Consider the following 21,945-nt stretch of genomic DNA (forward strand, 5'->3'; position numbering starts at 1 on the left):
CCGTTGGAGGCGTTGGGAGGCGTCATGCTGACTTTGCGACAGATCGAGGTGATCCGCGCGATCATGGTCACCGGCACGATCGCCGGCGCCGCGAAGCTCCTCGGCGTCGCGGCGCCCGGCGTCAGCCGGCTGATGAAGTATACGGAAGACAGCCTTCGGGTCCGTCTCTTCAACCGCAGCCATGGGCGCTATGTGCCGACGCCGGAGGCCCGGCACATCTTCGGATTACTCGACACCGTCTACCGGCAGGTCGAGGACCTGCAGTTTGCCGTGCAGCGGCTGGAAAAGGGTGACGGGCTGGAACTCAGCGTCGGCTCGGTTCCCAGCATCGCCAATGTGATGGTGCCGCGGGCGATCGCCAAGCTGCGCCAGCAGTATCCGTCGCTTTATGTCGACATCAACATTCTGAAGATCGAGGAGGCGATCGACTATCTGCTCGTCGGTCGCGGCGAGGTGGTGGCGATCAGCTCCTATCTCGAACACTCGATCATCCATTTCGAGCCGCTCGCCACCGGGCGGCTGCTCTGCATCGTGCCGCAGGACAGCGAGCTCGCCGGCAAGGACGCCATCGCGCCGGACGAAATCGTCCGCCATACCTTGATCGGCATCGATCCGAACGATCCCTACGGGCGGGTGATGACCGAGATTTTCCGTCGTCAGAACCTCGCCTATGATATGAAAATCAAGGCGCGTTTCGGCACGACCGTCTGCGCCCTCGTCGCCGCCGAGCTCGGCATTGCCATCATCGACGAGTTCACCGTCGCCGCCGGCCGGGTGCCGGGAATCAAATGCCTGGAAATCGAAGCGGACACGACCTTCCCGACCTTCGTCGCCTATCGGCGCGACGTTCCGCTGTCGATCTTTTCGGAGCGCTTCATCGACACGCTGAGAACCGAAATGAACCGCGCCAAAAGATAACATCAAGTTATTGACTCTGCATATCTTGGTATTTGCCGTTACGTAAGAGATGGGACAGTATCACGCAGCTGGGCGGAGGAGGATCGCCGCCCATGGAAGAACGAAATAGGAGGAGAACATGACGAAGAGAGCACTTGCGTCGATCGCAATTGCCGTGGCGCTATCGGCCGGCCTGCCGAACATATCCTGGGCGGACACGATAAAGATCGCCAACGTGATCGAGCTTTCGGGCGCCGGCGCCACCGTGGGAAGCAACTGGCGCGACGCGCTGAAGCTCGCCTTCGAGGAGATCAATGCTGCCGGTGGCATTCTCGGCGAACAGGTCGAGGTGACGGATTACGACACGCAGACCGACCCGACGACCTCGCGCGCCATGGTGCAGAAGGCGATCGACGACGGCGCCTATGTCATCATGGGGCCGATCTATTCCGGCTCGGTCAAGGTCAACATGATGGTCGCCCAGCAGAACGGCGTGCCGCAGCTGACCGGCGCCGAAGCGCCGTTCATCACCGACATGGGCAATCCCTACATCTTCCGCACCTCTTTCGGCGCACAACAGTCGATGCCGAAACTGGTCAAGTACCTCACCGAGGAAATGAAGGTGAAGTCGGTCGCCGTCGCCTGGGTCAATGACGACTTCGGCAAGGGTGGACGCGATTCCTTCGTGGCCGAGCTGGAGAAGAACGGCATCGCCGTCAACGCCGACGTGTCGAGCGAAGTGGGCCAGGCCGATTTCGCAGCCGACGTCATCAAGCTGAAGTCGAGCAATGCGGACGCGATCTTCGCCTATCTGCATGAAGAGGAAAGCGCGCGGCTGCTCAAGGAAATCCGCAAGCAGGGCGTCACCCAGCCGATCTTCGGCGAAACGACGCTGATGAACCAGAAGGTCGTCGACCTTGCCGGCGAAGCGGTCAACGGCGTGCGCGGGCATGTCGGCCTCAGCGCCAATGCGCCGATCCCCGGCATCGAGGAATTCGCCAAGAAGTTCGAGGCGAAGTACAGCTACAAGCCCGACCACAACGCCATCAAGGCCTATATGGGCGCCTATGTGGTGAAATACGTCACCACCAAGAACGGCAAGGTCGACCGCCAGGCCTTCGCGGATGCGCTGCATGGCCTGACCATCACGCCTGCCGACGAACCCGGCATCCTGATGGAGACCAGCTGGGACGACAAGGGCGAGGTCAACCGCGAAAGCTTCCTCGTCGAGGTCAAGGACGGCAAGCAGACCGTCGTGACCACGCTGCCGAAACTCTAAAAACGGTGAGGCTTCCGGCCCGCCGGGCCTGAAGCCCCCTTTCTTGGGGACATCTTTCATGAATACGTTTTTCCAGTTGTTCGTCTCCGGACTGGCAACGGGGTCGATCTATGCGCTCGCGGCGATCGGCTTCACCCTGCTCTGGCAGGCGTCGCAGACGATCAATTTCGCCCAGGGCGAGTTCATCATGCTGCCCGCCTTCTTCGTTCTGGCCGGAACACAGTTCCTCGGTCTGAGCTTTCCGGTGGCGATGGCGATCGCGGTGGTGCTCTCGCTGCTGCTGCTCGGCCTCGGTTTCAAGCGCATCATCATCGATCCGCTGCTGCCGCACGGCGTCCTACCGATCGTCATCGCCACGATCGCCCTCGGCATCCTGATGAAGGAAGGCGTCAAGCAGTTCTACACGGCCGAGGCGCTGCCGTTCCCGGCCCTGTTCTCCGACCGCACCCTCAACGTGCTGGGCGCCGCCATCTCGGTGCAGGACATAGCCGTTCTGCTGATCGCGCTCGGCGCCGTAGCGCTGCTGCAGCTCTTCCTGAACGGCACGAAGATCGGCCGCTGCATGCAGGCGACCGCGCAGAATCCGAACGTGGCCGAAATCCTCGGCGTGCCGGTGCGCCGTATGATCCTCTACACGTTCCTGATCAATGCCGGCCTCGCTTTTCTCGCCTCCATCCTGATCTCGCCGATCTACCTGGCGAAGTTCTCGAACGGCGAGACGCTCGGCCTGATCGCCTTCATCGCGGCGATCGTCGGCGGCTTCAACCAGATCCGCGGCGCGCTGGCCGGCGGTCTCCTGCTCGGCGTTATCGACAATCTCTCGGCAGCCTACGTTTCCGCGTCGTATCGCTCCGCGGTGCCGCTGATCCTGCTCATCATCATCATTCTCGTGCGGCCGCAGGGCCTGCTCGGAAAGGCGGAAGGACGCACCGTATGAGCAAGCACATTCTCGCTACACTGGTCGCGGGTCTCGCGATCCTGATCCTGCTCCCCTTCACGCAGTCGAATTACGGCGTGTTCGTGCTGTGCTCATGGCTGGTCTATTCGATCTCCGCCATGGGGCTCAACCTGACGCTCGGCTATGCCGGCCAGGTGTCGCTCGCCCAGGCCTCCTTCATGGGCATCGGCGCCTACACGACGGCGCTCATGACCATGGCGGGCGTGCCGTGGCCGGCGGCAATGATCGCCGCGATGGTTCTCTGCTTCGTCATCGGATTTCTGCTCGGCTACCCGGCGCTCCGCGTCCAGCATCACTTCCTGGCCTTCATCACGCTCGCCTTCAACGCGCTGGTGGTGCTGATGCTGCGCAACGAGGAATGGCTGACCGGCGGCACGTATGGCATTGTGGGCATCCCGCGGCCGGAACTCTTCGGCTTGCAGACGCAGAAGCCGCTCGCCTTCTATTTCTTCGTGCTGGCGCTGTTCGTGCTGATGGCTGTCGCCCTCTACGCCATCATCCGTTCGCCCTGGGGCCGCGCCTTCAAGGCGCTCCGGGAAAATCCGATCCGCGCCAACAGCCTCGGCGTCGACATCCGTAAGACGACGCTGCTCGCCTTCGCCATTGGCTCTTCCTATGGCGGGCTTGCCGGCAGCCTGCTGGCCCAGCTCACCCAGTTCATCGATCCGCATTCCTTCGGCCTGACCATCTCGCTCAAGGTCCTGCTGATGGTCATCGTCGGCGGCGCCGGCTTCTTCTTCGGCCCGATACTGGGCGCGCTGCTGATCGTTCTGGCGCCGGAATTCCTGCGCTTCACCGAGGGATATTACCTGATGATCTATGCCACGCTGGTCATCGTGCTGATGGTCTTCTGCCCGACCGGCCTGCTCGGCCTCGTCGAGCGTGGCCGCACGGCGCTGAAGCTCAGGCAGAACCCCAATGCCACGACCTGGGAGGCAGGACGATGACGCCGGTCCTTTCCGTACGCAATGTCAGCAAATCCTTCGGCGGACTCAGGGCGGTGGACAATGTCTCCTTCGATGTCCACCAGGGTGAGATCCTGGGCCTGATCGGCCCGAACGGCAGCGGCAAGTCGACGCTCTTCAACTGCGTCCTCGGGCAGCTGCCGGCCTCGACTGGCACCGTGCTGGTCGACGGCAAGGAGGTCGCGGGCAAGCGCCCCTGCGATCTCAACAAGCTCGGCGTCGGCCGCACCTTCCAGATGCTGCAGGTCTTCCCCGAGATGACCGTGCTCGACAACATCATTTTGGCCGGTCAGGAGCACAAAGGCACGATGCTGTCGCGTCTCTTCGGCAAACCGGATGCGGGCCTCACCGAAGAGGCCCTGCGGATGATCGACTTCTTCCGGCTCGGGCACCAGACCCACGAGAAGGCGGGATCGCTTTCCTACGGCCAGCAGAAGCTGCTCGACGCCGCGATGGCCTTCATGGCGGGACCGAAGCTGGTGATGCTCGACGAGCCGGCCGGCGGCGTCAACCTCACCATGCTCGCCGACCTCAAGGAGCGGCTGAAGGCCTTCAACCAGGAACGCGGCGCCACCTTCGTGGTCATCGAGCACAACATGGAATTCGTGATGTCGCTCTGCACGCGCATCATCGTTCTGGCGAACGGCAGGATCATTGCCGAAGGCGACCCGGAGACGGTGCGCAACGATCCCACCGTCATCGAAGCCTATCTCGGAGGTTGAGCCATGCTGGAACTCAAGCAGGTCTATGGCGGCTACGGCAAAATGACGATCCTGAACGGCACGTCCTTCAAGATCGACAAGGGCACGATCACCACGGTGATCGGCCCGAACGGGGCAGGCAAGTCGACGGTCTTCAAGGCGATCTTCGGGCTCCTGAAAATCCGTTCGGGAAACGTGATCCTCAACGGCGAGGACGTGACCTCGCTGGCGCCGGCGAAGATGCTCGGCAAGGGCGTCACCTATGTGCCGCAGGGCCGCAACCTCTTCCCGATGCTCTCGGTGCGCCACAATCTCGAGATCGGCGGCATCTCCTCCGGCGATCAGGCGAAGATCGCCAAGCGCATCGACGAGGTGATGGAGCAGTTCCCGATCCTCAAGGAGAAGGCGAAGGAACAGGCGATCACCCTTTCGGGCGGTCAGCAGAAGCAGCTCGAGATCGCGCGCGCCTTGCTGCTCGATCCGTCGCTGATCCTCATCGACGAACCGTCTATCGGCCTTTCGCCGCAGATGATCAACGAGACCTTCCGCACGCTGATCCGGCTGCGCGACCAGGGCGTCACCATTCTGATGGTCGAGCAGAACGCCAAGGCGGCGCTCGCCATGTCCGATTTCGGCCTGGTGCTCGAACAGGGCCGCAGCCGGATGTACGACAGGGCCGACAAGCTGCTTGCCGATCCGCGCGTCGGCCAGCTCTTCCTCGGTGCCCATCTCGAGGAGGCATGAATGCAGCCCGTCCCGGAGATCACCGGAAAGACCGTCTTCATTCCGCTCATCGGTCATCCGGTCGAGCAGGTGAAATCGCCGGGACCGGTGAACGCGTGGTTCTCCGACAATGATGTCGGGGCCGTCCTCATCCCGGTGGATATCTTCCCCGAGAAGGTGGCGGCGTTCCTCGATGCCATTCGAGGAACACCCAATTGCCCCGGCGTTTCGGTGACGATGCCGCACAAGCAGGCGGCATGTGCCGGGGTCGACGACCTGACGGATCGCGCTCGCCGGGCCGGTGCCGTCAACATCATCCGCCGAAGGCCGGACGGCACGCTCCTCGGTGACATGGTCGACGGCGACGCCATGGTGGCGGCGCTCGCCAAGAACGGCGTGACCGTCACGGGCAAGACCGCCTTGGTCGTCGGTGCCGGCGGCGCCGGAACGGCGATCATCTATGCGCTTGCCGAGGCGGGTGCGGCGACCATCGTCGTCATCGAACGTGACCGGGCGAAGGCGGACCGCCTGACCGGCCAGTTGCGCCGCGACTATCCTGAGCTTCACGCCCATGACGTTCTGCCGGACGGCATCGATGTCGACATCGCCGTCAATGCCTCGCCGGCCGGCATGAATCCTGCCGACCCCTATCCCTTTCCGCTGGAGCGGCTGACAAGGGCGGAAATCATCGCCGACGCGGTGACGAAGCCGCCGGTGACACCCTGGCTCGAGGAAGCCCGGCGCCGCGGCATCGCCATCCAGGCCGGCGCCGAGATGACGCTCGCGCAGCTGCCGACGCAGATCGCCTTCTGGGGCCTCGACAAGGGCGATCGCGACGAAGGTGAGCGGCGATGAAGACTTCGATCGCAACGGTTTCGATCAGCGGCGCGTTGCCGGACAAGCTCGCGGCGATCGCCGCCGCCGGCTTCGACGGCGTGGAAATCTTCGAGAACGACTTCCTCGCCTTCGACGGCAGCCCTGCGGATGTCGGGCGGATGGTGCGCGACCATGGTCTCGAAATCACGCTTTTCCAGCCCTTCCGCGACTTCGAGGGCATGCCGGAGCCGCACCGCAGCCGCACCTTCGACCGGGCCGAGCGCAAGTTCGACGTCATGCAGCAGCTCGGTACCGACCTCCTGCTGGTCTGCTCCAACGCCTCGCCGATCTCGCTCGGCGGCATCGATCGGGCGGCGGCCGATTTTCGCGAGCTCGGCGAGCGCGCCGCCAGGCGCGGATTGAAGGTGGGCTTCGAGGCCCTCGCCTGGGGCCGGCACATCAATGACCATCGCGATGCCTGGGAGATCGTCCGGCGCGCCGATCATCCTAATATCGGCCTCATCCTCGACAGCTTCCACACGCTGTCGCGCAGGATCGAGGTCAACTCGATCCGCTCGATCCCGAAGGAGAAGATCTTCATCGTCCAGCTGGCCGACGCACCGCTGATCGACATGGACCTGCTCTATTGGAGCCGGCACTTCCGCAACATGCCCGGCGAAGGCGACCTGCCGGTGGCCGAGTTCACCCGGGCGATCGCCGAAACCGGCTATGACGGCTACTTCTCGCTGGAAATCTTCAACGACCAGTTCCGCGGCGGCGCGGCCAAGCCGCTCGCCGCCGACGGACATCGCTCACTGATCTATCTCGGTGACCAGGTGCGGCGGCATCCGAACGGCGGCTCTCTCACCGTGGCGCCGATGCCGGAGCGTGCGCCGGTCCAGCGGGTCGGCTTCGTCGAGTTCACGGCCGCCCCCGAGGACGCCGCCGAGCTGACCGCCATCCTAAGGACGCTGGGCTTCCGCAAGGCAGCCGGCCACCGCTCGAAAAAAGTCGACCTCTACCAACAGGGCGACATCCGTGTTCTGGTCAATACCGACGAGAGCGGATTTGCGAGCTCCTCCTATGCCGTTCACGGCAGCTCCGCCTATGCCGTCGCACTTGTCGTCGACGACGCGACACAAGCCATGAAGCGGGCGCTGGCGCTCGATGCCGAGCCCTTCAGCCAGCCGGTCGCCGCCGGGGAAGTCGAGCTGCCCGCGATCCGCGGCGTCGGCGGCGGGCTCCTCTATCTGCTCGACGACAAGAGCGATCTCGGCCGCATCTGGGACATCGACTTCGAGCCGTCCGACGAGGGTGGCGAGGTGGAAGAGGCCGGGCTCCGCTGCGTCGACCATATCGCCCAGACGGTCGCCTACGAGGAAATGCCGAGCTGGCTGCTGTTCTATACGTCGATCTTTGCGGCCGGGAAGACGCCGATGGTCGATATCATCGACCCGGCCGGGGTGGTGCGCAGCCAGGTGGTCGAAAATGCCACCGGGTCGTTGCGCCTGACGCTCAACGGTGCGGAGAACCGCCGGACGCTCGCCGGCCACTTCATCGCCGAGACTTTCGGCTCCAGCATCCAGCATCTCGCCTTCCACACCGACGACATTTTCGCAACCGCGGCCGCACTCCGCCGCAACGGCTTCCGCCCGCTGCAGATTTCGCCCAACTACTACGACGACGTCGAGGCGCGCTTCGGCCTCGAGCCGGCTTTGACGGAGCGGCTGCGGGCTGCGAACATCCTCTACGACCGCGACGAGCACGGCGAATACTTCCAGCTCTACAGCCCCACCTACGGGGAAGGCTTCTTCTTCGAGATCGTCGAGCGGCGCGGCTATCGCGGCTATGGCGCCGCCAACGCCATCTTCCGCATCGCCGCGCTGAAGAAGCACCTCAGGCCGGAAGGATTGCCGAAACTGTAGAGGTTGGAGGATTTAGTCCAACACGGCTGAGAACGGCCTAACCCGCATCGCGGGGGCTCGCCGACAGCAGCCGTTCGCACAGCACCGCCGCCTGGGTGCGGCTGACGACGCCGAGCTTCTTGAGGATCGCGGAAACGTGCACTTTGACGGTCTGCTCGGCAATGTCCATCTCGCCGGCGATCTGCTTGTTGAGCTTGCCTTCGATGACCTTCGTCAGGATGCGCAATTGCTGCGACGACAGCGAAGCGAGGCGGGCGCTCATTGCCGCATCCGGATCGGAGGCTTCGCTGTCGAAACGCTGCGGCGTCCAGATTTCGCCCTCGAGAATGGCGCGTATCGCACTCGCCATCTCCGGCAGGTCCAGCGACTTCGGAATATAGCCGGAAGCGCCGAAGGTGATCGCCTTGCGGATCGTCGCCGCATCCTGCCGGGCCGAGACGATCGCCACCGGCAGGGTCGGGTAATGCGCATGCAGCAGGAACAGGCCAGCAAACCCGTCCGTGCCGGGCATGCTCAGGTCGAGCAGCACGAGGTCCACCTCCTGCCGATCGCCCGCCAGCACCTCCAGGACCTCGTCGACCGAGCGGCAGGCGATCAGATCGAGATCCGGCAGCACCGCGACGAGAGCGCTGCGCAGAGCTGCCTGGACCATCGGATGGTCATCCGCGATGACGATGCGCGTGCTCATGGTCTTCCTCCCCCTTTAAAGTTCTACAGCGACCTTTGCGTTTCTAATGAGACGCGCCGCGCTGCAGCCCGGCGCCCTTTTCGAGGGCGACGGCATCCAGATATCGTCTCAAGGCCGCCGGCTTCACCGGCTTCGCCATGACTTCGCAGCCGAGCGCCTTCGCCTCGGCGCCGACCGCCTCGCCGCGGTCCGCGGTGATCACCAGGCCCCTGACCTCCCGGCCCCAGTGTTTGCGCAGCCGGCCGAGCACCTCGACGCCGGTCGTGCCGTCGAGATGATAATCGACGAGCGCCAGATCTGGCACTTGCCCGTTGCAATTGGCAAGCGCCGTCCTCTCGTCGCTGGCCACAATCGGCCTATGTCCCCAGCGCGATAGCAAGGCGGCGAGGCCATCCCGTATCGCCCCGTCATTGTCGACGCAGAGCACAGACAGCGCGCGCTGGCTCGCCGCCGAGGCCGCCGGAGTCTTTTCCGCAGCCGCGACCGCGGCACCTGCCGCCGCGCGGGGCACGGTGACGGCGAAGCAGGTTCCCTGGCCGGGCCGCGAGCGCATCTCCAGCGGAAGGTCGAGCAGCCGGCAGATGCGCTCGACGATCGCGAGGCCGAGGCCGCTCCCCTTCTCCCGCTCCTCGCCCGTATCGAGCCGGCGAAACTCCTCGAAAATCTCCTTCTGCCGCTCCGGCGCGATGCCGATGCCGGTGTCGCGGACCTCGATCCTCAGGCCATCCTTCCGCCGCCGGCATCCCAGCAGAACCTTTCCCTTGGGCGTGTAGCGGATGGCGTTCGAGAGCAGGTTCTGCAGCACGCGACGCAGGAGCTGCGGGTCGGTCCGGACCGAAAGCCTCGAGGCCACGACCTTCAGCGTCAATCCGCGCTGGCGCGCCATGGCGGAGAATTCCAGCTCGAGCTGTGCCAGGAGCGAGCCGATGGAAAAATCGACCGGCTGTGCCCGCACCGCACCGGAATCGTAGGACGAAATGTCGAGCAGCTCGTCGAGCAGACGCTCCGTCGAGGAAAGTGCCGCCGCCGCGTTCCTCGCAAGCGCCCGCTCCTCGGTCAGCAGGCCCTTTCCCGCTTCGTCGGGTTTCAGGCTTTCGTCGAGCGCCGCCAGATAGAGCCGCGCCGCGTTCAGCGGCTGCAGCAGATCGTGGCTTGCCGCGGCCAGAAAGCGCGTCTTGCCCATATTGGCCCGCTCGGCCTCGGCCTTGGCCTGCTCGAGCGCCTGGGTGCGCTCCTGGACGCGCCGCTCCAGCTCCTCGTTGGCGCGCCGCAGGCCGGCCGCGGCCCGGTGCCGCTCGGTCACGTCGGTATAGGTCGAGATATAGCCGCCCTCGGCCATCCGGTCATAAGCAATCTCCAGCACCATCCCGTCCGGCCGCTGGCGCTCGTAGACATAGGGCCAGGATTGCGTCGCGAGATCCCGGTTGACGAGCAGCGCCTTGAGGTCCTCGGCGTCGTATTCGCCGCGCTCGCGGTTGAAGTCGACGAGTTCGGCGAGCGGCAGGCCGACGCGGATCAGGTCCCTCGGCAGGTCGAGCAGGGTCAGGAAGCGGGCGTTCCACGCCTCGATGGCGAGGTTCGCGTCGAAAACACAGATCCCCTGCGGCACGCTTTCGAGCGCGCCTTGCAGGAGCTTCCGGTTGAAATGCAGCGCCTGCGACGCCTCGTCGAGCATCACCACGGCGGCCTTGCGTGACAGCGAGCGGCTTTCGAGCGCCGCGGCCATCACCACGCGAGCCGAGGCCGCACCGAGCGCCCCGGCGATCAGGTTCTCGGTGAAACGCATCGCCTCCATGTCGGCGAGCCCGTCCTGCCGCGAGCGGCGCTGTTCGACGAAGTCGTCGAAGGCGGATGCGCTGCGCTCGGCTCCGACGAAACGCGCCGCAAGCGTCTTCAGGTCGTCGAGCCGCGTGACGAGCGGCAGGGAGGCAAGCGGCGGCGACTGCGCCGGCGCTCCCTCGGCAAAGGCCTCCGCCTGGAGCCGCTCGAGCGGCGAGCGATCCGCCAGCAGCGACACGGCTGCAAAGACGGCGAGATTGGCGCCGAGGCTCCAGAGCGTCGCATGCGAAATCGGATCCAGGCCGGCAACGCCGAAGAGCGCTTGCGGCTTCAGCCAGGCGAACCCGAACGGCCCGTTGGCGACGAGGGCGTCGACGGCGGGGACGAGCGGCGCGATCGAGGGAACGAGCAGCGTGTAGATCCAGAGGGCGAAGCCGACGACGATGCCGGCCACCGCTCCCGCTCCCTTGGCGCGCCGCCACAGCAGGCCGCCCAGGAGGGCCGGGCCGAACTGGGCGATCGCCACGAAGGAGAGCAGCCCGATGACAGTCAGCGGATAGGCCTGGTCCACCAGACGGTTCATCATGTAAGCGAGCAGCAGGATGCCTGCGACGGATACCCGCCGCACCAGAAGCAACGCCGCAGGCGACGGCCAGATCGCGCCGCTGCGGCCGACGAGGCGCGAGCGCAGGAGAAGCGGGACGATGACGTCGTTGCAGAGCATCGTGCTCAGTGCCACCGAGGCGACGATCACCATGCCGGTCGCCGCCGAGAAGCCGCCGAGAAAGGCGACCAGCGCCATCACGGGCGCATCGGCGGCGAGCGGCAGCGAGATCACGAAGGTGTCGGGGTTCACCGTATCGGCGAAGGTCGCGAGCCCGGCAATGGCGATCGGCACCATCAGCACGCTGAAGACGAGGAGATAGGCGGGGTAGAGCCAGGCGGCGGCGCGCGCCTGCGACAGCGACTGGTTCTCGACCACCGCGACATGGAACATGTGCGGCAGGCAGAGGAAGGAGATCGCCGCGATGATGGTGTTCGAGATCCAGGTCGGATCGGAAAAGTCCGGCGCCAGCAGGGACGCCATGCGCGGATCAGCCTGCGTGCGGGCGGCGAGGTCGCCGAGACCGTCGAACATCCCGAAGACGATGAACAGCGCGACGACGACGAAGGCGGAAAGCTTGACCAGGCTCTCGAAGGCGATCGCCGCCATCAGCCCGCGGTGATGTTCGCTCGCATGGATGTGCCTGACGCCGAACATGATGGCGAAGAGCGCCATCGACGCGGCGACGGCAAAGGTGCTGTCGCCGCGGATCGGCCGGGCGCCGTCCGCAGCGACGGCCGGCGAGGTCAGGATGTCGAAGCTGGTGCCGACCGCCTTCAGCTGCAGCGCGATATAGGGCAGGACGGCAAGCAGCGCCGCCATGGTGACGAGCGCGGCAAGCATCTGGCTCTTGCCGTAGCGCGCGGCGATGAAGTCGGCGATCGAGGTGATGTTCTGGCTTTTGGCGACCGTGACGATCCTGGCGATAAGCCGCTGCCCAAAGACGAGCACCAGGGTCGGGCCGATATAGATCGCCAGGTAGTCGAAGCCGCTCAAGGCCCGGCCGACCGAGCCGTAGAAGCTCCAGGAAGTATTGTAGACGGCAAGCGTCAGTGCGTAGCCGAGCGCCGCCATCCACGCGGTGGGCACCGGCAAACGGCGGCCTGCACCTTGCCGATCCGTCCACCAGGCGATCAGGAACAGGATGACGACATAGGCTGTGGAAACGGAGAGGACAACCCAACCGGGCATGGCACCTCGCTGCCCAACTGCAGCAATTTCAAAGTGCTATAGCGACCTTGCAAATCTCGTCGGACGCGGCGCCGTAGCAGCGGCATTTCCAGGAGGCCGCCATCGGTTCATTGCCATATCGGCCGGCGAATGGCAACGCGCGCGGCGCGGAGGGCCGGCCTGAGGCGGCCGGCCCTCTGAACTTAGCTGCGCGATTCCGCCTCGGCGACAGTCAGGTCATCGTCGGCGATCTCTTTGGCCGGCGCCACGAGGTTGACGACCACCGCCACGGTGACGTTGAGCGCCAGCGCCAGCAGGCCGGTATAGACCGAGACGGTGATGCCGTCGAAGGCGAGCGCGTGCAGCGGTTTCAGTCCGTCCGACCAGACGAGAGCCGAGCCGCCGATGAAGCCGGCCGCCCAGCCGGCGAGCAGCGCCGGTGCCCGGAACCAGCGGGTATAGAGACCGAAGACGAGGGCCGGCAGCGTCTGCAGGATCCACAGGCCGCCGAGCAGCTGCAGGTCGAGCGCGAACTGGGTCGGCAGCATGAGGATGGCGAGTAGCGCCCCCGCCTTGACCAGCATCGAGGTGATCTTGGCGACCTGCGCCTCGCCGGCGGGGGTGACCTCAGGGTTGATCCAGACCTTCCAGAAGTTGCGGGTGAAGAGGTTCGCAGCGCCGATGCTCATGACCGCCGCCGGAACGAGCGCGCCGATGGCGATCGCCGAGAAGGCGAAGCCCGCGAACCAGCCCGGGAACAGCGTCTTGAACAGCGTCGGGACGACGTCGTTGTTGCTTTCGAGCTGCAGGCCGGCGGCGTGGCCCATGTAGCCGAGCAAAGCCAGAAGACCGAGCAGCAGCGTATAAGCGGGCAAAAGCACCGCATTCTTGCGGATCGTGTTGGCGCCGGACGAGGCGAAAATGCCGGTCAGCGTATGCGGATACATGAAGGCGGCGAGCGCCGAGCCGAGAGCGAGCGTCACATAGGGGACGAGCTGCGCCGGATCGAGCAGGATGCCGCCCTTGCCCTTCGCCTCGAAGGCAGCGTCGGCCGCCGAGAAGACGGCGCTGTAGCCGCCGAGCTTGGAGGGGACGACGATGATCGCCGCGAGCACCACGATATAGATCATGATGTCCTTTACGAAGGCGATCAGGGCCGGCGCGCGAAGGCCGGACGAATAGGTGTAGAGGGCCAGCACCAGGAAGGCGAGGATAATCGGCATTTCGCCGGTCAAGCCCAGTGCCTTGATCGCCACTTCCATGCCGATAAGTTGCAGGGCGATGTAAGGCATCGTCGCGATCACGCCGGTGGAGGCGACCGCAAGCTCCAAAGCACGCGAGCCGTAGGTGCCGCGCACCACGTCCCCGGCGGTCACATAGCCGCGCTCCTTTGCCGCCTTCCACAAGAGCGGCATGATGGCGAAGACCAGCGGATAGACGATGATCGTGTAAGGCAGCGCGAAGAAGCCGTAGGCGCCGATCGCATAGACCAGCGCCGGCACGGCGATGACCGTATAGGCCGTGTAGAAATCGCCGCCGACCAGAAACCAGGTGATCCAGGTACCGAACTTGCGGCCGCCGAGGCCCCATTCGTCCAGATGATCGAGCGATTCCGCCCGGCGCCAGCGCGATGCGAAAAAGCCCATCGCAGTGACGAGCACGAAGAAGAAGATGAAGACGGCGAGCGCCGACATGTCGATATTAGCCGTCATGACGCACGCTCCTGTAGACGAAATATGTGATGAGCGAGGTCAGCGGTACCCAGGCGAGCTGGTACCAGTAGAAGAAGGGGAAGCCGAAGAGCTTCGGCTCCTCGAAATTATAGAAGGGAACCCAGAGCAGCCCAATATAGGGCGCGAGCAGCAACAGGCGTATCACGTTTTCCTCCCGCGATGTCTGGACTTGAACGGGATGAGGAAAATATGCGCGGCTCTCCGCCCGCCTCCCGCTCTTGACTGATCGATGGCACGTGATCCTCGGCACGTGTGCTCATCGAATAGCCCCAAAAGCCGCGCCGCGGCCTCCCTACTTTCGCTCCGGCGTCCCCCTACTTTCGCTCATTCCCTGACCGCAGAGCGGAGCCAGGGCAATTTCTTTCAATAACGCCGGCCGGCCGGTGCTTACCTTCCGGGCGTCTGAACCCACGCTTGAGGAAACCCGTGACACGCTGCGCATTCGTCATCGACCACGGCTTGCCGCGAGGCCTGATCGCCAACACCGCCGCCGTGCTAGCCATGACTCTCGGCAAGGAGCGCCCGGATCTGGTCGGCCATCCAGTTCACGACGCGGACGGCAATCGTCATCAAGGCATCACCACTATCGTCATGCCCATGCTGATGTCGGATGCCGCCGGGCTGATGGAACTGAAGCTGCGGGCTGCGGCGCGGGAAGCATCCGGGCTCAGCGTGATCGGCGTCACCGAGTCGGCGCAGCGCGCCAAGAGCTACGAGGCCTACGAGCTCGGTATCGGCGAGACGCGGCATGACGATCTGCGCTATCTCGGCCTTTGTCTCCATGGCCCCGCCAAGCTGGTCCGCTCGCTGACCGGCGACCTGCCGCTGATGAAAGAGGCACCCATGTCGCTGGCACTCTTTCGATGAGTTCCTTCACCTTTGCCGCATCGCACCTTGGAGGAACGGTCAACATCGACGGCCTCACCACCGGCCTGCGCCGCAGCTTCCGTGCCAGCATGAGTCACGCGGCCGCCGCAACGGTCGATTTCACGGGGCAGGCCTTGCATATTGGCGCGGCGTCGCCGCCACATGCCGCTTGAACACCCGCTGGAAATGGGCCTGATCGGCAAAACCGGCCGAGAGCGCCACATCAACGATCGGCCGGCCGCGACGCAGCTCGCTTTGCCCGAACTGGATGCGGCGGTTCAGCTGGTAGGCGTGCGGCGTCAAGCCGTAGCGCGCCCGGAAGGCCCGCACCAGATAGGAGGGCGACAACCCCGAGACGTCGGCGATCTCATGGAGCCGCAGGCGGCGCGTGCAATACTCGGTGATGAAATCCGCGGCCCGGTTGAGGCTGGGCGCGGCCGGCGCAGCCGGCGCCTCGATCCTTTCGAGGCGACGGTCGAGTTCGCCGAAGAAGGCGGCCGCCGCGCATTCCTTGGCAAGCGACTCGATTTTCGTGTCGAACAGCATGTCGAACAATCGCTCGAGGCGGCGATAGAGATTGGGATCTGCGCTCACCACGGCGGCATAGGGTCTGAAGTCGGCCGCGTCTTGCATCTCATGCAACCACGCCAGATCCACGTAGAGCATGCGGTAGCTCCAGGGGACGTTTTGAAGCGGATTGCAGGCATGCGCCTCTTCCGGGTTCATCAGCACGACTGAACCGGCCGACACGTCGTGCCGGTGGCGGCCGTTGCGGTAGCTGCTGCGGCCGCCGGTGACCGTGCCGATCGAAAAGGTCGGGTGGCTGTGAAGCCCGTAGCAGACGTCGCGCCCGTCGGCGACCTGGCGCCCCTCAAGAAAGGGGAGCGCCGGATCGCGCCAGAAGGAGTGGGCGTCGACGGGGCGGTGAGCCATGCGGGCCTCGCAAAAACTGTTTCGGTCGCCACTGTCATAGGACGGTTTGCCGACCGAAACAAATGCCGCTGGAACGATGAATCGCAGGCCAGGACCGGCAGTGCCGGGACCGAAAGCAACCTCGGCGCGGCCGCCTTACGGCGCTCCGCGCAGATCATGCGCAACGGGAATAATCTGCAAAAACCGCTAATTGCAGGATTTCTTGAATTCGGTACGATTTCAGGATAAAATTACGCCAGCAATTCAAGGCGTTACGGCAACCGTGCAAACGGCCTGCGCTGGGACGTGTGTTGCACGAGAGTGGTGACGCTTTGATCAAGCTTCATACGTGGAGGTTGTCATGCCCAACACTCTCATGGCAGGAAGAAGAAGCCAGGATTGGGCCAATCTGGTCCTGGCAGTCTGCCTGTTCCTCTCTCCCTGGGTCATCGGCTTCGCCTCGGATACGACGGCGACCTGGAACGCCTGGATCGCCGCGATCGTGCTCGGCGCCCTGGCGGTCGCGACCCTTTCGGCCTTCGCCGAGTGGGAGGAATGGGCCAATATGGTGATCGGCCTGTGGTTGATCGTTTCTCCCTGGTTGCTCGGCTTCATGGCGAATGTGAACGCGATGTGGACTCACGTCATCCTCGGCGTGCTCGTCGCGGCAATCGCCGCCTGGGCGGTCTGGGATTATCGTCACCATTCGCACGCCTGAAACGCGACGGCTTCGGTTCAAACCGAAGCCGTCATCGTTTCAATGGAGCGGCGTTCCTGTGAACGCCGATCGCGATGCCTGTCTCCCGCCTTTGGAATGACCTGAAGGCGGGAGCAGTTTTGTGTCACCCGCCGACGGCGAGCCGCCCGTCCTGGACCCATTGCATCTCGGCGACGCCGAGTTCCCGCCGTTCGCGCTCGGTTTCGATCGCCAGATCAAGCACCTTCTGCAGGTCGGCGGCATGGCGGAAGCCGGGCTCGGCCATCTGCCCCGTCCGAACCGCGGCGACGAAACGCTCATAATTGGTCGGCACCGTCCCCGCATCGACCTCGCGCCAGATGGCCTTTTCGACGTCGGCACCGAGGCACGCCCGCAGGCTCGAGCCGTCCGGCGTGTGGATCACCTCCAGCGCACCTCTGTCGCCATGCAGCCTCAGCCGCAGCTCGTTCAAGTGTCCGGTCGCCCAGCGGCTCGCATGGATGACGCCCATGGCGCCGCTGTCGAACTCCACCGTCATCGCGAAACTGTCATTGGCATCGAGGTCATATTCGCCGATGCGGTTGCCGGGTGCCTTGTCGAAGGCCTTCAGTCGGGCGAACACCCGCTCGACCGAAATCCCGGCGCCGTAGCCGGCGAAATCCAGAATGTGGATGCCGACGTCGCCGAGCACGCCGTTCGAGCCGTGCTTGGTCGAGAGCCGCCACAGCCATTTCGATTCGCTTGCCCAGTCGCCCCACGCCTTCGAGACCAGCCAACTCTGCAGGTAGGAGGCTTCCAGATGCCTGACCTCGCCGATCGCGCCGGAAAGCACCAGTTCGCGCGCCTTCTGCAGCGGCGCCACATTGCGGTAGGTGAGGTTGACCATGGCGACGAGACCGGAGCGTTCCGCCGCCGCGGCCATTTCCGCGGCCTTCTCGTAATTCTCCGCCAGCGGTTTCTCGCAAAGCACGTGCTTGCCGGCGGCAATCAGCGCCAGCGTTGTCGGATGGTGCGCCTTATCTGGCGTGACATTCGTCGCGGCGTCGAACTCACCCCTAGCGATCGCCTCCTCCAGCGATGTGAAGGTGTGCTCGATGCCGTGTTGCTCGGCAAAGGCCTTGGCGCGGTTCGGGTCGACATCGACGGCGCCGACCATCTCGACGCCGTCTATCTTGGCGAAGGCGTTTGCATGGCTGTTCGCCATGCCGCCGGTTCCAACGATCAAGAGACGCATAGGCCCCCTCCTCATCTGTAACCGGCTTCGCCGGCGCGGTGCAACTTCGGGCCGCGCTCGACGATTGGCTCCAGCGCCTTTTCCACCGGCACGTTCGGCGCCTCGTGGATCGCCTTGTAGGTGCCTTGCGGGTTGTAGGCCCATTTCACCGAATTGCGCAACACGTGCTGAACCGTCTCATCATGATAGGTCGGGTAGGTCTCGTGACCTGGGCGGAAATAGAAGATACTGCCGGCGCCGCGCCGCCAGGTCAGCCCCGAGCGGAACACCTCGCCGCCGGCGAACCAGGAGATGAACACCGTCTCCAGCGGCTCTGGCACGGAGAACTGCTCGCCATACATCTCCTCGTGCTCGATGACGAAATTGTCGCCGAGGCCTTCGGCAATCGGATGGCGCGGGTTGACCACCCAAACGCGCTCGCGCTCGCCCGCTTCGCGCCATTTCAGCGCGCAGGGCGTGCCCATCAGCCGCTTGAAGACCTTCGAGAAATGACCGGAATGCAGCACGATCAGCCCCATCCCCTCCCAGACCCGCTTGGCGACCCGCTCGACGATCCTGTCGTCGACGGCGCCGTGATCCTTGTGGCCCCACCACAGAAGCACGTCGGCCGATGCCAGCCGCTCTTCGCTCAGCCCGTGCTCCGGCTCCTGCAGCGTCGCCGTCGTCGCCTTGATCGCCGGATCGCTGTTGAGCGCCTTAGCGATCGTGTTGTGCATGCCGTCCGGATAGATTTCCCTGACGACGGCATTCGTCTGCTCATGGATGTTCTCACCCCATACGATGGCGTTGATAGACAAGGTCGTTCTCCTGCTGGTTGGGGCATCCGCCGCGGGTGCCCGCTGTCCGTGAATTGAATCAGTCGACCGAGGTCGGGCTGGGATTTCGCCCTACCGGGTCTAACGTCTGGCTTTTGGAAATGATCCGAAATCGATGCGATCTAAATCAGGCGGCACCTCGCATGATCTGCCGGCCGATCGACCGCCCCGCCGCATCGAAGCGGTGGATCTGTCCGGCCTGCGGCGAGATCGGCAGCGTCTCCCCGGGCTGATGCCGGGACGTGCCGTTCTCGCGGACGATCACCGGTTCGCCGGTGCCGATGTCGAGATAGATATAGCTGTCCGATCCGAGCATTTCGGAGTGGACGACGGTTCCTGTCCATTGCCCGTCCTCGGCGATCTCAAGGTGCTCGGCCCGAATGCCGATCGTCGCAGCCTGGTAGAGCTCGGCAAAGGCGCCCGAGAGGAAGTTCATCTTCGGCGAGCCGATGAAGCCGGCGACAAACACCGAGTTCGGGTTTTCATAAAGCTCGAGCGGCGTGCCGATCTGCTCGACGCGCCCGTCGCGCATCACGCAGATGCGATCGGCGAGCGTCATCGCCTCGACCTGGTCGTGGGTGACATAGATCATCGTCGTCTTGTGCATGCTGCGATGTAGCTTGGCGATCTCGATGCGGGTCGCAACCCGCAGCGCCGCATCGAGATTGGAAAGCGGCTCGTCGAATAGGAAGACCTTCGGATCGCGCACGATCGCCCGACCGATGGCGACGCGCTGCCGCTGGCCGCCCGAGAGCTGACGCGGCAGGCGCTGAAGATAGGGAGTGAGCTGCAGCATCTCCGCCGCCGCCTCGACCCGCTTGCGGCACTGCTCCTTGTCCTTGCCGGCAAGTTGCATGCCGAAGGCCATGTTCTCGAAGACCGTCATGTGCGGATAGAGCGCATAGGACTGGAACACCATGGCGATGCCGCGTTTCGACGGGACGAGATGATTGACCACCTTCCCGTCGAAGGCGAGTGTGCCGGAGGTGATCTCCTCCAGACCGGCGATCAATCTTAGCAGAGTCGATTTCCCGCAGCCGGAAGGGCCGACGAAAACCATGAACTCCCCTGCCCTTATGTCCATGCTGACGCCCTTGATCACCTCATAGGCGCCGAAGGCCTTGCGAATGTCGCGCAATTGCAGCTCTGCCATCTCTCTTAACTCCCTAAATCACGCGGGATGCGGGCGGAAAACCGCGCACACTTTTCCTCATCCCGCGCTAGCCTTTGACGCCACCGGCCGTCAGGCCGGAAATGATCCGCCGCTGGAAGATCAGCACCAGCACCACGAGCGGTACCGTGACGATCACCGATGCGGCCATGATGTTGCCCCAGGGGATTTCGAAGTTGCTGCTGCCCGAAAGCAGCGCGATCGCTACCGGCACGGTGCGCTGCACGTCCGACGAAGTAAACGTCAGGGCGAACAGGAATTCGTTCCAGGCGGCGATGAAGGCGAGCAGGCCGGTGGTGACCAAGGCCGGCCACATTAGCGGCATGAACACCCGCGTGATGATCACCCAGGGCGAAGCGCCGTCGACGATCGCCGCCTCCTCGATCTCCACCGGCAGGTCGCGCATGAAGGTGGTCAGCACCCAGACGGTGAAGGGCAGGGTGAAAATCATGTAGGAAAAGATCAGCGCCAGCGGCGTGTTGAAGATGCCGATGCCACGGATGAGCTCGAAGAGACCGGCAAGAACGGCGATCTGCGGGAACATCGACACCGACAGAATGGTCAAGAGCAGCAGCGACCGGCCCCGGAAGCGCACCCGGCCGAGCGCGTAAGCGGCGGTGACCGCGAACAGCAGCGAGATGGCGACGACCAGCGTTGCCACCAGCAGCGAATTCCCGAGATTGCGGATGAAACTGCTGCTCGAGACGACGCTGGTGTAATTCGCCAGCGACAGTTCGCTCGGCCAGTAATCGACGCGGAACAGGGCGGTGCCGGATTTGAGGCTGGTCAGGATCGCGTAATAGAACGGAAAGACCGCAATCACGATGATCGTGGCGACGAGCAGGTAGAAAGCGGTGCGCTTTGCAAGCGTGGCGGCCATCAGCGCTCCCCTCCATCGAAATTGACGCGCCCGAACCACATGTAGAGGACGGTGATCGAGGCGATGATCAAAAACAGCATCGTCGAGGCGGCCGCCCCATAGGCGAACTTGTCGAAATCGAACAGGTTCTCGCGGGCGAGCACCGACATCGTCTTCGTCTGCGCATTGTTGGGCGTCAGCACGTAGATCAGGTCGAAGATGCGCAGCGCGTCGAGCATGCGGAAGATCACCGCCACCATCAGCGCCGGCCGGATAAGCGGCAATGTTACCCGCCAGAATACCTTGAGCGGATGCACCCCGTCGATCCTCGCCGCCTCGTAGATGTCGACCGGCACCATCTGCAGTCCGGCGAGGATCAAGAGGGCCATGAACGGCGTCGTCTTCCAGACGTCGACGATGAGCACCGCCACCATCGCCGTATCTGGACTTGCGGTCCAGGCGATCTTCTGGCTGATCAGGCCGAGCCGGAGCAATATCTCGTTCAGGATGCCGAACTGGTCGTTGAGCATCCAGGCCCACATCTTGGCCGAGACGATCGTCGGGATCGCCCAGGGAATGAGGATCGCCGCGCGAACGAGGCCGCGGCCGGGGAAATGGGCGTTCAGCACCAGCGCCACGACGAGCCCCAGCGCCGTCTCGATGCTGACCGAGACGACGGTGAATTTCAGCGTGTTCCAGACCGCGTTCCACCAGGCCGGATCGGCGAGCAGGCCCTTGTAGATTGTGCGGCCGCTCTTCAGCGTGATCCAGGAAAGATAGTTCTGCAGGCCGACGAACTCGGCGCCGGAAAGGTTGGTCAGCGACGCATTGGTGAAGCTGAAATAGATGGTCCTGACGAGCGGCCAGCCGGCGACCAGCGCCAAGACCAGGAGCGTCGGCGCCAGGAACACCCAGGCGGAGCGGACCCGCTGGGCCTTCAGGTCCGAATTGATATGTCTCGCATGCGCAAGCGCGGCCGGCGGGTCCGCGACAGTGAGATCGGTCATGGATTGGCTCCCCTTTGCCGTTCGGCTTTCGCCAGAGCATTTTGCAGTCAGGTGAAGTCACCCGACCTCGCACAAATGCGGCAAAAACAGACAGATAGAGCGGCGGCGCGATTTTAGGTGAGCGCATCTCGCTCCAGGTTCTAAG

At 64.3% G+C, this 21,945-nt stretch carries 20 protein-coding genes; 10 read left to right on the forward strand and 10 right to left on the reverse strand.

Annotation, left to right across the window (positions count from 1 at the left end; translation table 11 throughout):
* Window positions 1–24: 24 nt before the first annotated feature.
* The 8 genes from CO656_RS20500 to CO656_RS20535 all read left to right on the forward strand — a co-directional run bounded on the left by CO656_RS20500 (window position 25) and on the right by CO656_RS20535 (window position 8,264).
* Window positions 25–918: a LysR family transcriptional regulator gene (locus CO656_RS20500; protein WP_037421272.1), complete on the forward strand. Its 894-nt coding sequence runs from the start codon at window positions 25–27 to the stop codon at window positions 916–918.
* A 118-nt stretch (window positions 919–1,036) separates the two neighbouring features.
* Window positions 1,037–2,176 carry an ABC transporter substrate-binding protein gene (locus tag CO656_RS20505; protein ID WP_037421275.1) on the forward strand — a complete coding sequence of 380 codons (1,140 nt, stop codon included), beginning with the start codon at window positions 1,037–1,039 and terminating at the stop codon, window positions 2,174–2,176.
* Window positions 2,177–2,234: 58 nt separating this feature from the next.
* A complete protein-coding gene (locus tag CO656_RS20510; protein ID WP_097526930.1) occupies window positions 2,235–3,113 on the forward strand; it encodes a branched-chain amino acid ABC transporter permease in 879 nt (292 codons plus the stop codon).
* Window positions 3,110–4,081 carry a branched-chain amino acid ABC transporter permease gene (locus CO656_RS20515; RefSeq protein ID WP_097526931.1) on the forward strand — a complete coding sequence of 324 codons (972 nt, stop codon included), beginning with the start codon at window positions 3,110–3,112 and terminating at the stop codon, window positions 4,079–4,081. Before CO656_RS20510 ends, CO656_RS20515 begins: the two co-directional genes overlap by 4 nt.
* Window positions 4,078–4,821, forward strand: coding sequence for an ABC transporter ATP-binding protein (locus CO656_RS20520; RefSeq protein ID WP_095678101.1), 744 nt, complete (start codon window positions 4,078–4,080; stop codon window positions 4,819–4,821). Before CO656_RS20515 ends, CO656_RS20520 begins: the two co-directional genes overlap by 4 nt.
* Before the next feature lie 3 nt (window positions 4,822–4,824).
* Entirely contained in the window at window positions 4,825–5,544 is a 720-nt protein-coding gene (locus CO656_RS20525) for an ABC transporter ATP-binding protein (protein WP_037421287.1), read from the forward strand.
* Window positions 5,545–6,378, forward strand: coding sequence for a shikimate dehydrogenase (locus CO656_RS20530; RefSeq protein WP_037421290.1), 834 nt, complete (start codon window positions 5,545–5,547; stop codon window positions 6,376–6,378). It abuts the gene before it with no gap.
* Window positions 6,375–8,264, forward strand: coding sequence for a sugar phosphate isomerase/epimerase and 4-hydroxyphenylpyruvate domain-containing protein (locus CO656_RS20535; protein WP_097526932.1), 1,890 nt, complete (start codon window positions 6,375–6,377; stop codon window positions 8,262–8,264). The genes CO656_RS20530 and CO656_RS20535 overlap by 4 nt, the downstream gene beginning before the upstream one ends.
* 37 nt (window positions 8,265–8,301) lie before the next feature.
* On the opposite strand, the gene CO656_RS20540 is transcribed toward CO656_RS20535, so the two are convergent.
* The 4 genes from CO656_RS20540 to CO656_RS20555 all read right to left on the reverse strand — a co-directional run bounded on the left by CO656_RS20540 (window position 8,302) and on the right by CO656_RS20555 (window position 14,383).
* Window positions 8,302–8,952, reverse strand: a complete 651-nt coding sequence (locus CO656_RS20540; RefSeq protein WP_097526933.1) for a response regulator transcription factor — start codon at window positions 8,950–8,952, stop codon at window positions 8,302–8,304.
* Window positions 8,953–8,995: 43 nt separating this feature from the next.
* The gene (locus tag CO656_RS20545) at window positions 8,996–12,526 is read right to left on the reverse strand and encodes a PAS domain-containing hybrid sensor histidine kinase/response regulator (RefSeq protein ID WP_097526934.1); all 3,531 of its coding nucleotides are present in this window, start codon (window positions 12,524–12,526) and stop codon (window positions 8,996–8,998) included.
* 182 nt (window positions 12,527–12,708) lie between these two features.
* Complete coding sequence (locus tag CO656_RS20550) at window positions 12,709–14,217, reverse strand: sodium:solute symporter family protein (RefSeq protein ID WP_097526935.1); 1,509 nt, start codon at window positions 14,215–14,217, stop codon at window positions 12,709–12,711.
* A complete protein-coding gene (locus tag CO656_RS20555) occupies window positions 14,207–14,383 on the reverse strand; it encodes a DUF3311 domain-containing protein (RefSeq protein WP_037381825.1) in 177 nt (58 codons plus the stop codon). Before CO656_RS20555 ends, CO656_RS20550 begins: the two co-directional genes overlap by 11 nt.
* A 281-nt stretch (window positions 14,384–14,664) precedes the next feature.
* On the opposite strand from CO656_RS20555, the gene CO656_RS20560 reads away from it, so the two are divergent.
* Entirely contained in the window at window positions 14,665–15,105 is a 441-nt protein-coding gene (locus tag CO656_RS20560; RefSeq protein WP_097526936.1) for a DUF2000 domain-containing protein, read from the forward strand.
* A gap of 120 nt (window positions 15,106–15,225) precedes the next feature.
* Here the strand turns inward: CO656_RS20560 and CO656_RS20565 are convergent, their stop codons facing one another.
* A complete protein-coding gene (locus CO656_RS20565) occupies window positions 15,226–16,038 on the reverse strand; it encodes an AraC family transcriptional regulator (RefSeq protein ID WP_097526937.1) in 813 nt (270 codons plus the stop codon).
* A 340-nt stretch (window positions 16,039–16,378) separates the two neighbouring features.
* On the opposite strand from CO656_RS20565, the gene CO656_RS20575 reads away from it, so the two are divergent.
* A complete protein-coding gene (locus CO656_RS20575) occupies window positions 16,379–16,735 on the forward strand; it encodes an SPW repeat protein (protein ID WP_037381884.1) in 357 nt (118 codons plus the stop codon).
* A 124-nt stretch (window positions 16,736–16,859) separates the two neighbouring features.
* On the opposite strand, the gene CO656_RS20580 is transcribed toward CO656_RS20575, so the two are convergent.
* The 5 genes from CO656_RS20580 to CO656_RS20600 form a co-directional block, all read right to left on the reverse strand.
* A complete protein-coding gene (locus tag CO656_RS20580; protein ID WP_179864806.1) occupies window positions 16,860–17,948 on the reverse strand; it encodes a Gfo/Idh/MocA family oxidoreductase in 1,089 nt (362 codons plus the stop codon).
* Between the two features lie 11 nt (window positions 17,949–17,959).
* Window positions 17,960–18,745 (reverse strand): ThuA domain-containing protein, encoded by a 786-nt coding sequence (locus CO656_RS20585; protein ID WP_037421318.1) that lies wholly within the window; start codon window positions 18,743–18,745, stop codon window positions 17,960–17,962.
* A 145-nt stretch (window positions 18,746–18,890) separates the two neighbouring features.
* On the reverse strand, window positions 18,891–19,916 hold the full coding sequence (locus CO656_RS20590; RefSeq protein ID WP_097526940.1) for an ABC transporter ATP-binding protein: 1,026 nt from the start codon (window positions 19,914–19,916) through the stop codon (window positions 18,891–18,893).
* 67 nt (window positions 19,917–19,983) lie between these two features.
* Window positions 19,984–20,814, reverse strand: a complete 831-nt coding sequence (locus tag CO656_RS20595; protein ID WP_037421323.1) for a carbohydrate ABC transporter permease — start codon at window positions 20,812–20,814, stop codon at window positions 19,984–19,986.
* Window positions 20,814–21,800: a sugar ABC transporter permease gene (locus CO656_RS20600; RefSeq protein ID WP_097526941.1), complete on the reverse strand. Its 987-nt coding sequence runs from the start codon at window positions 21,798–21,800 to the stop codon at window positions 20,814–20,816. The genes CO656_RS20595 and CO656_RS20600 overlap by 1 nt, the downstream gene beginning before the upstream one ends.
* Window positions 21,801–21,945: the final 145 nt, after the last annotated feature.

It is taken from the genome of Sinorhizobium sp. FG01, assembly GCF_002531875.1.
In the GTDB taxonomy this organism is placed as follows: Bacteria; Pseudomonadota; Alphaproteobacteria; order Rhizobiales; family Rhizobiaceae; genus Sinorhizobium; species Sinorhizobium fredii_C.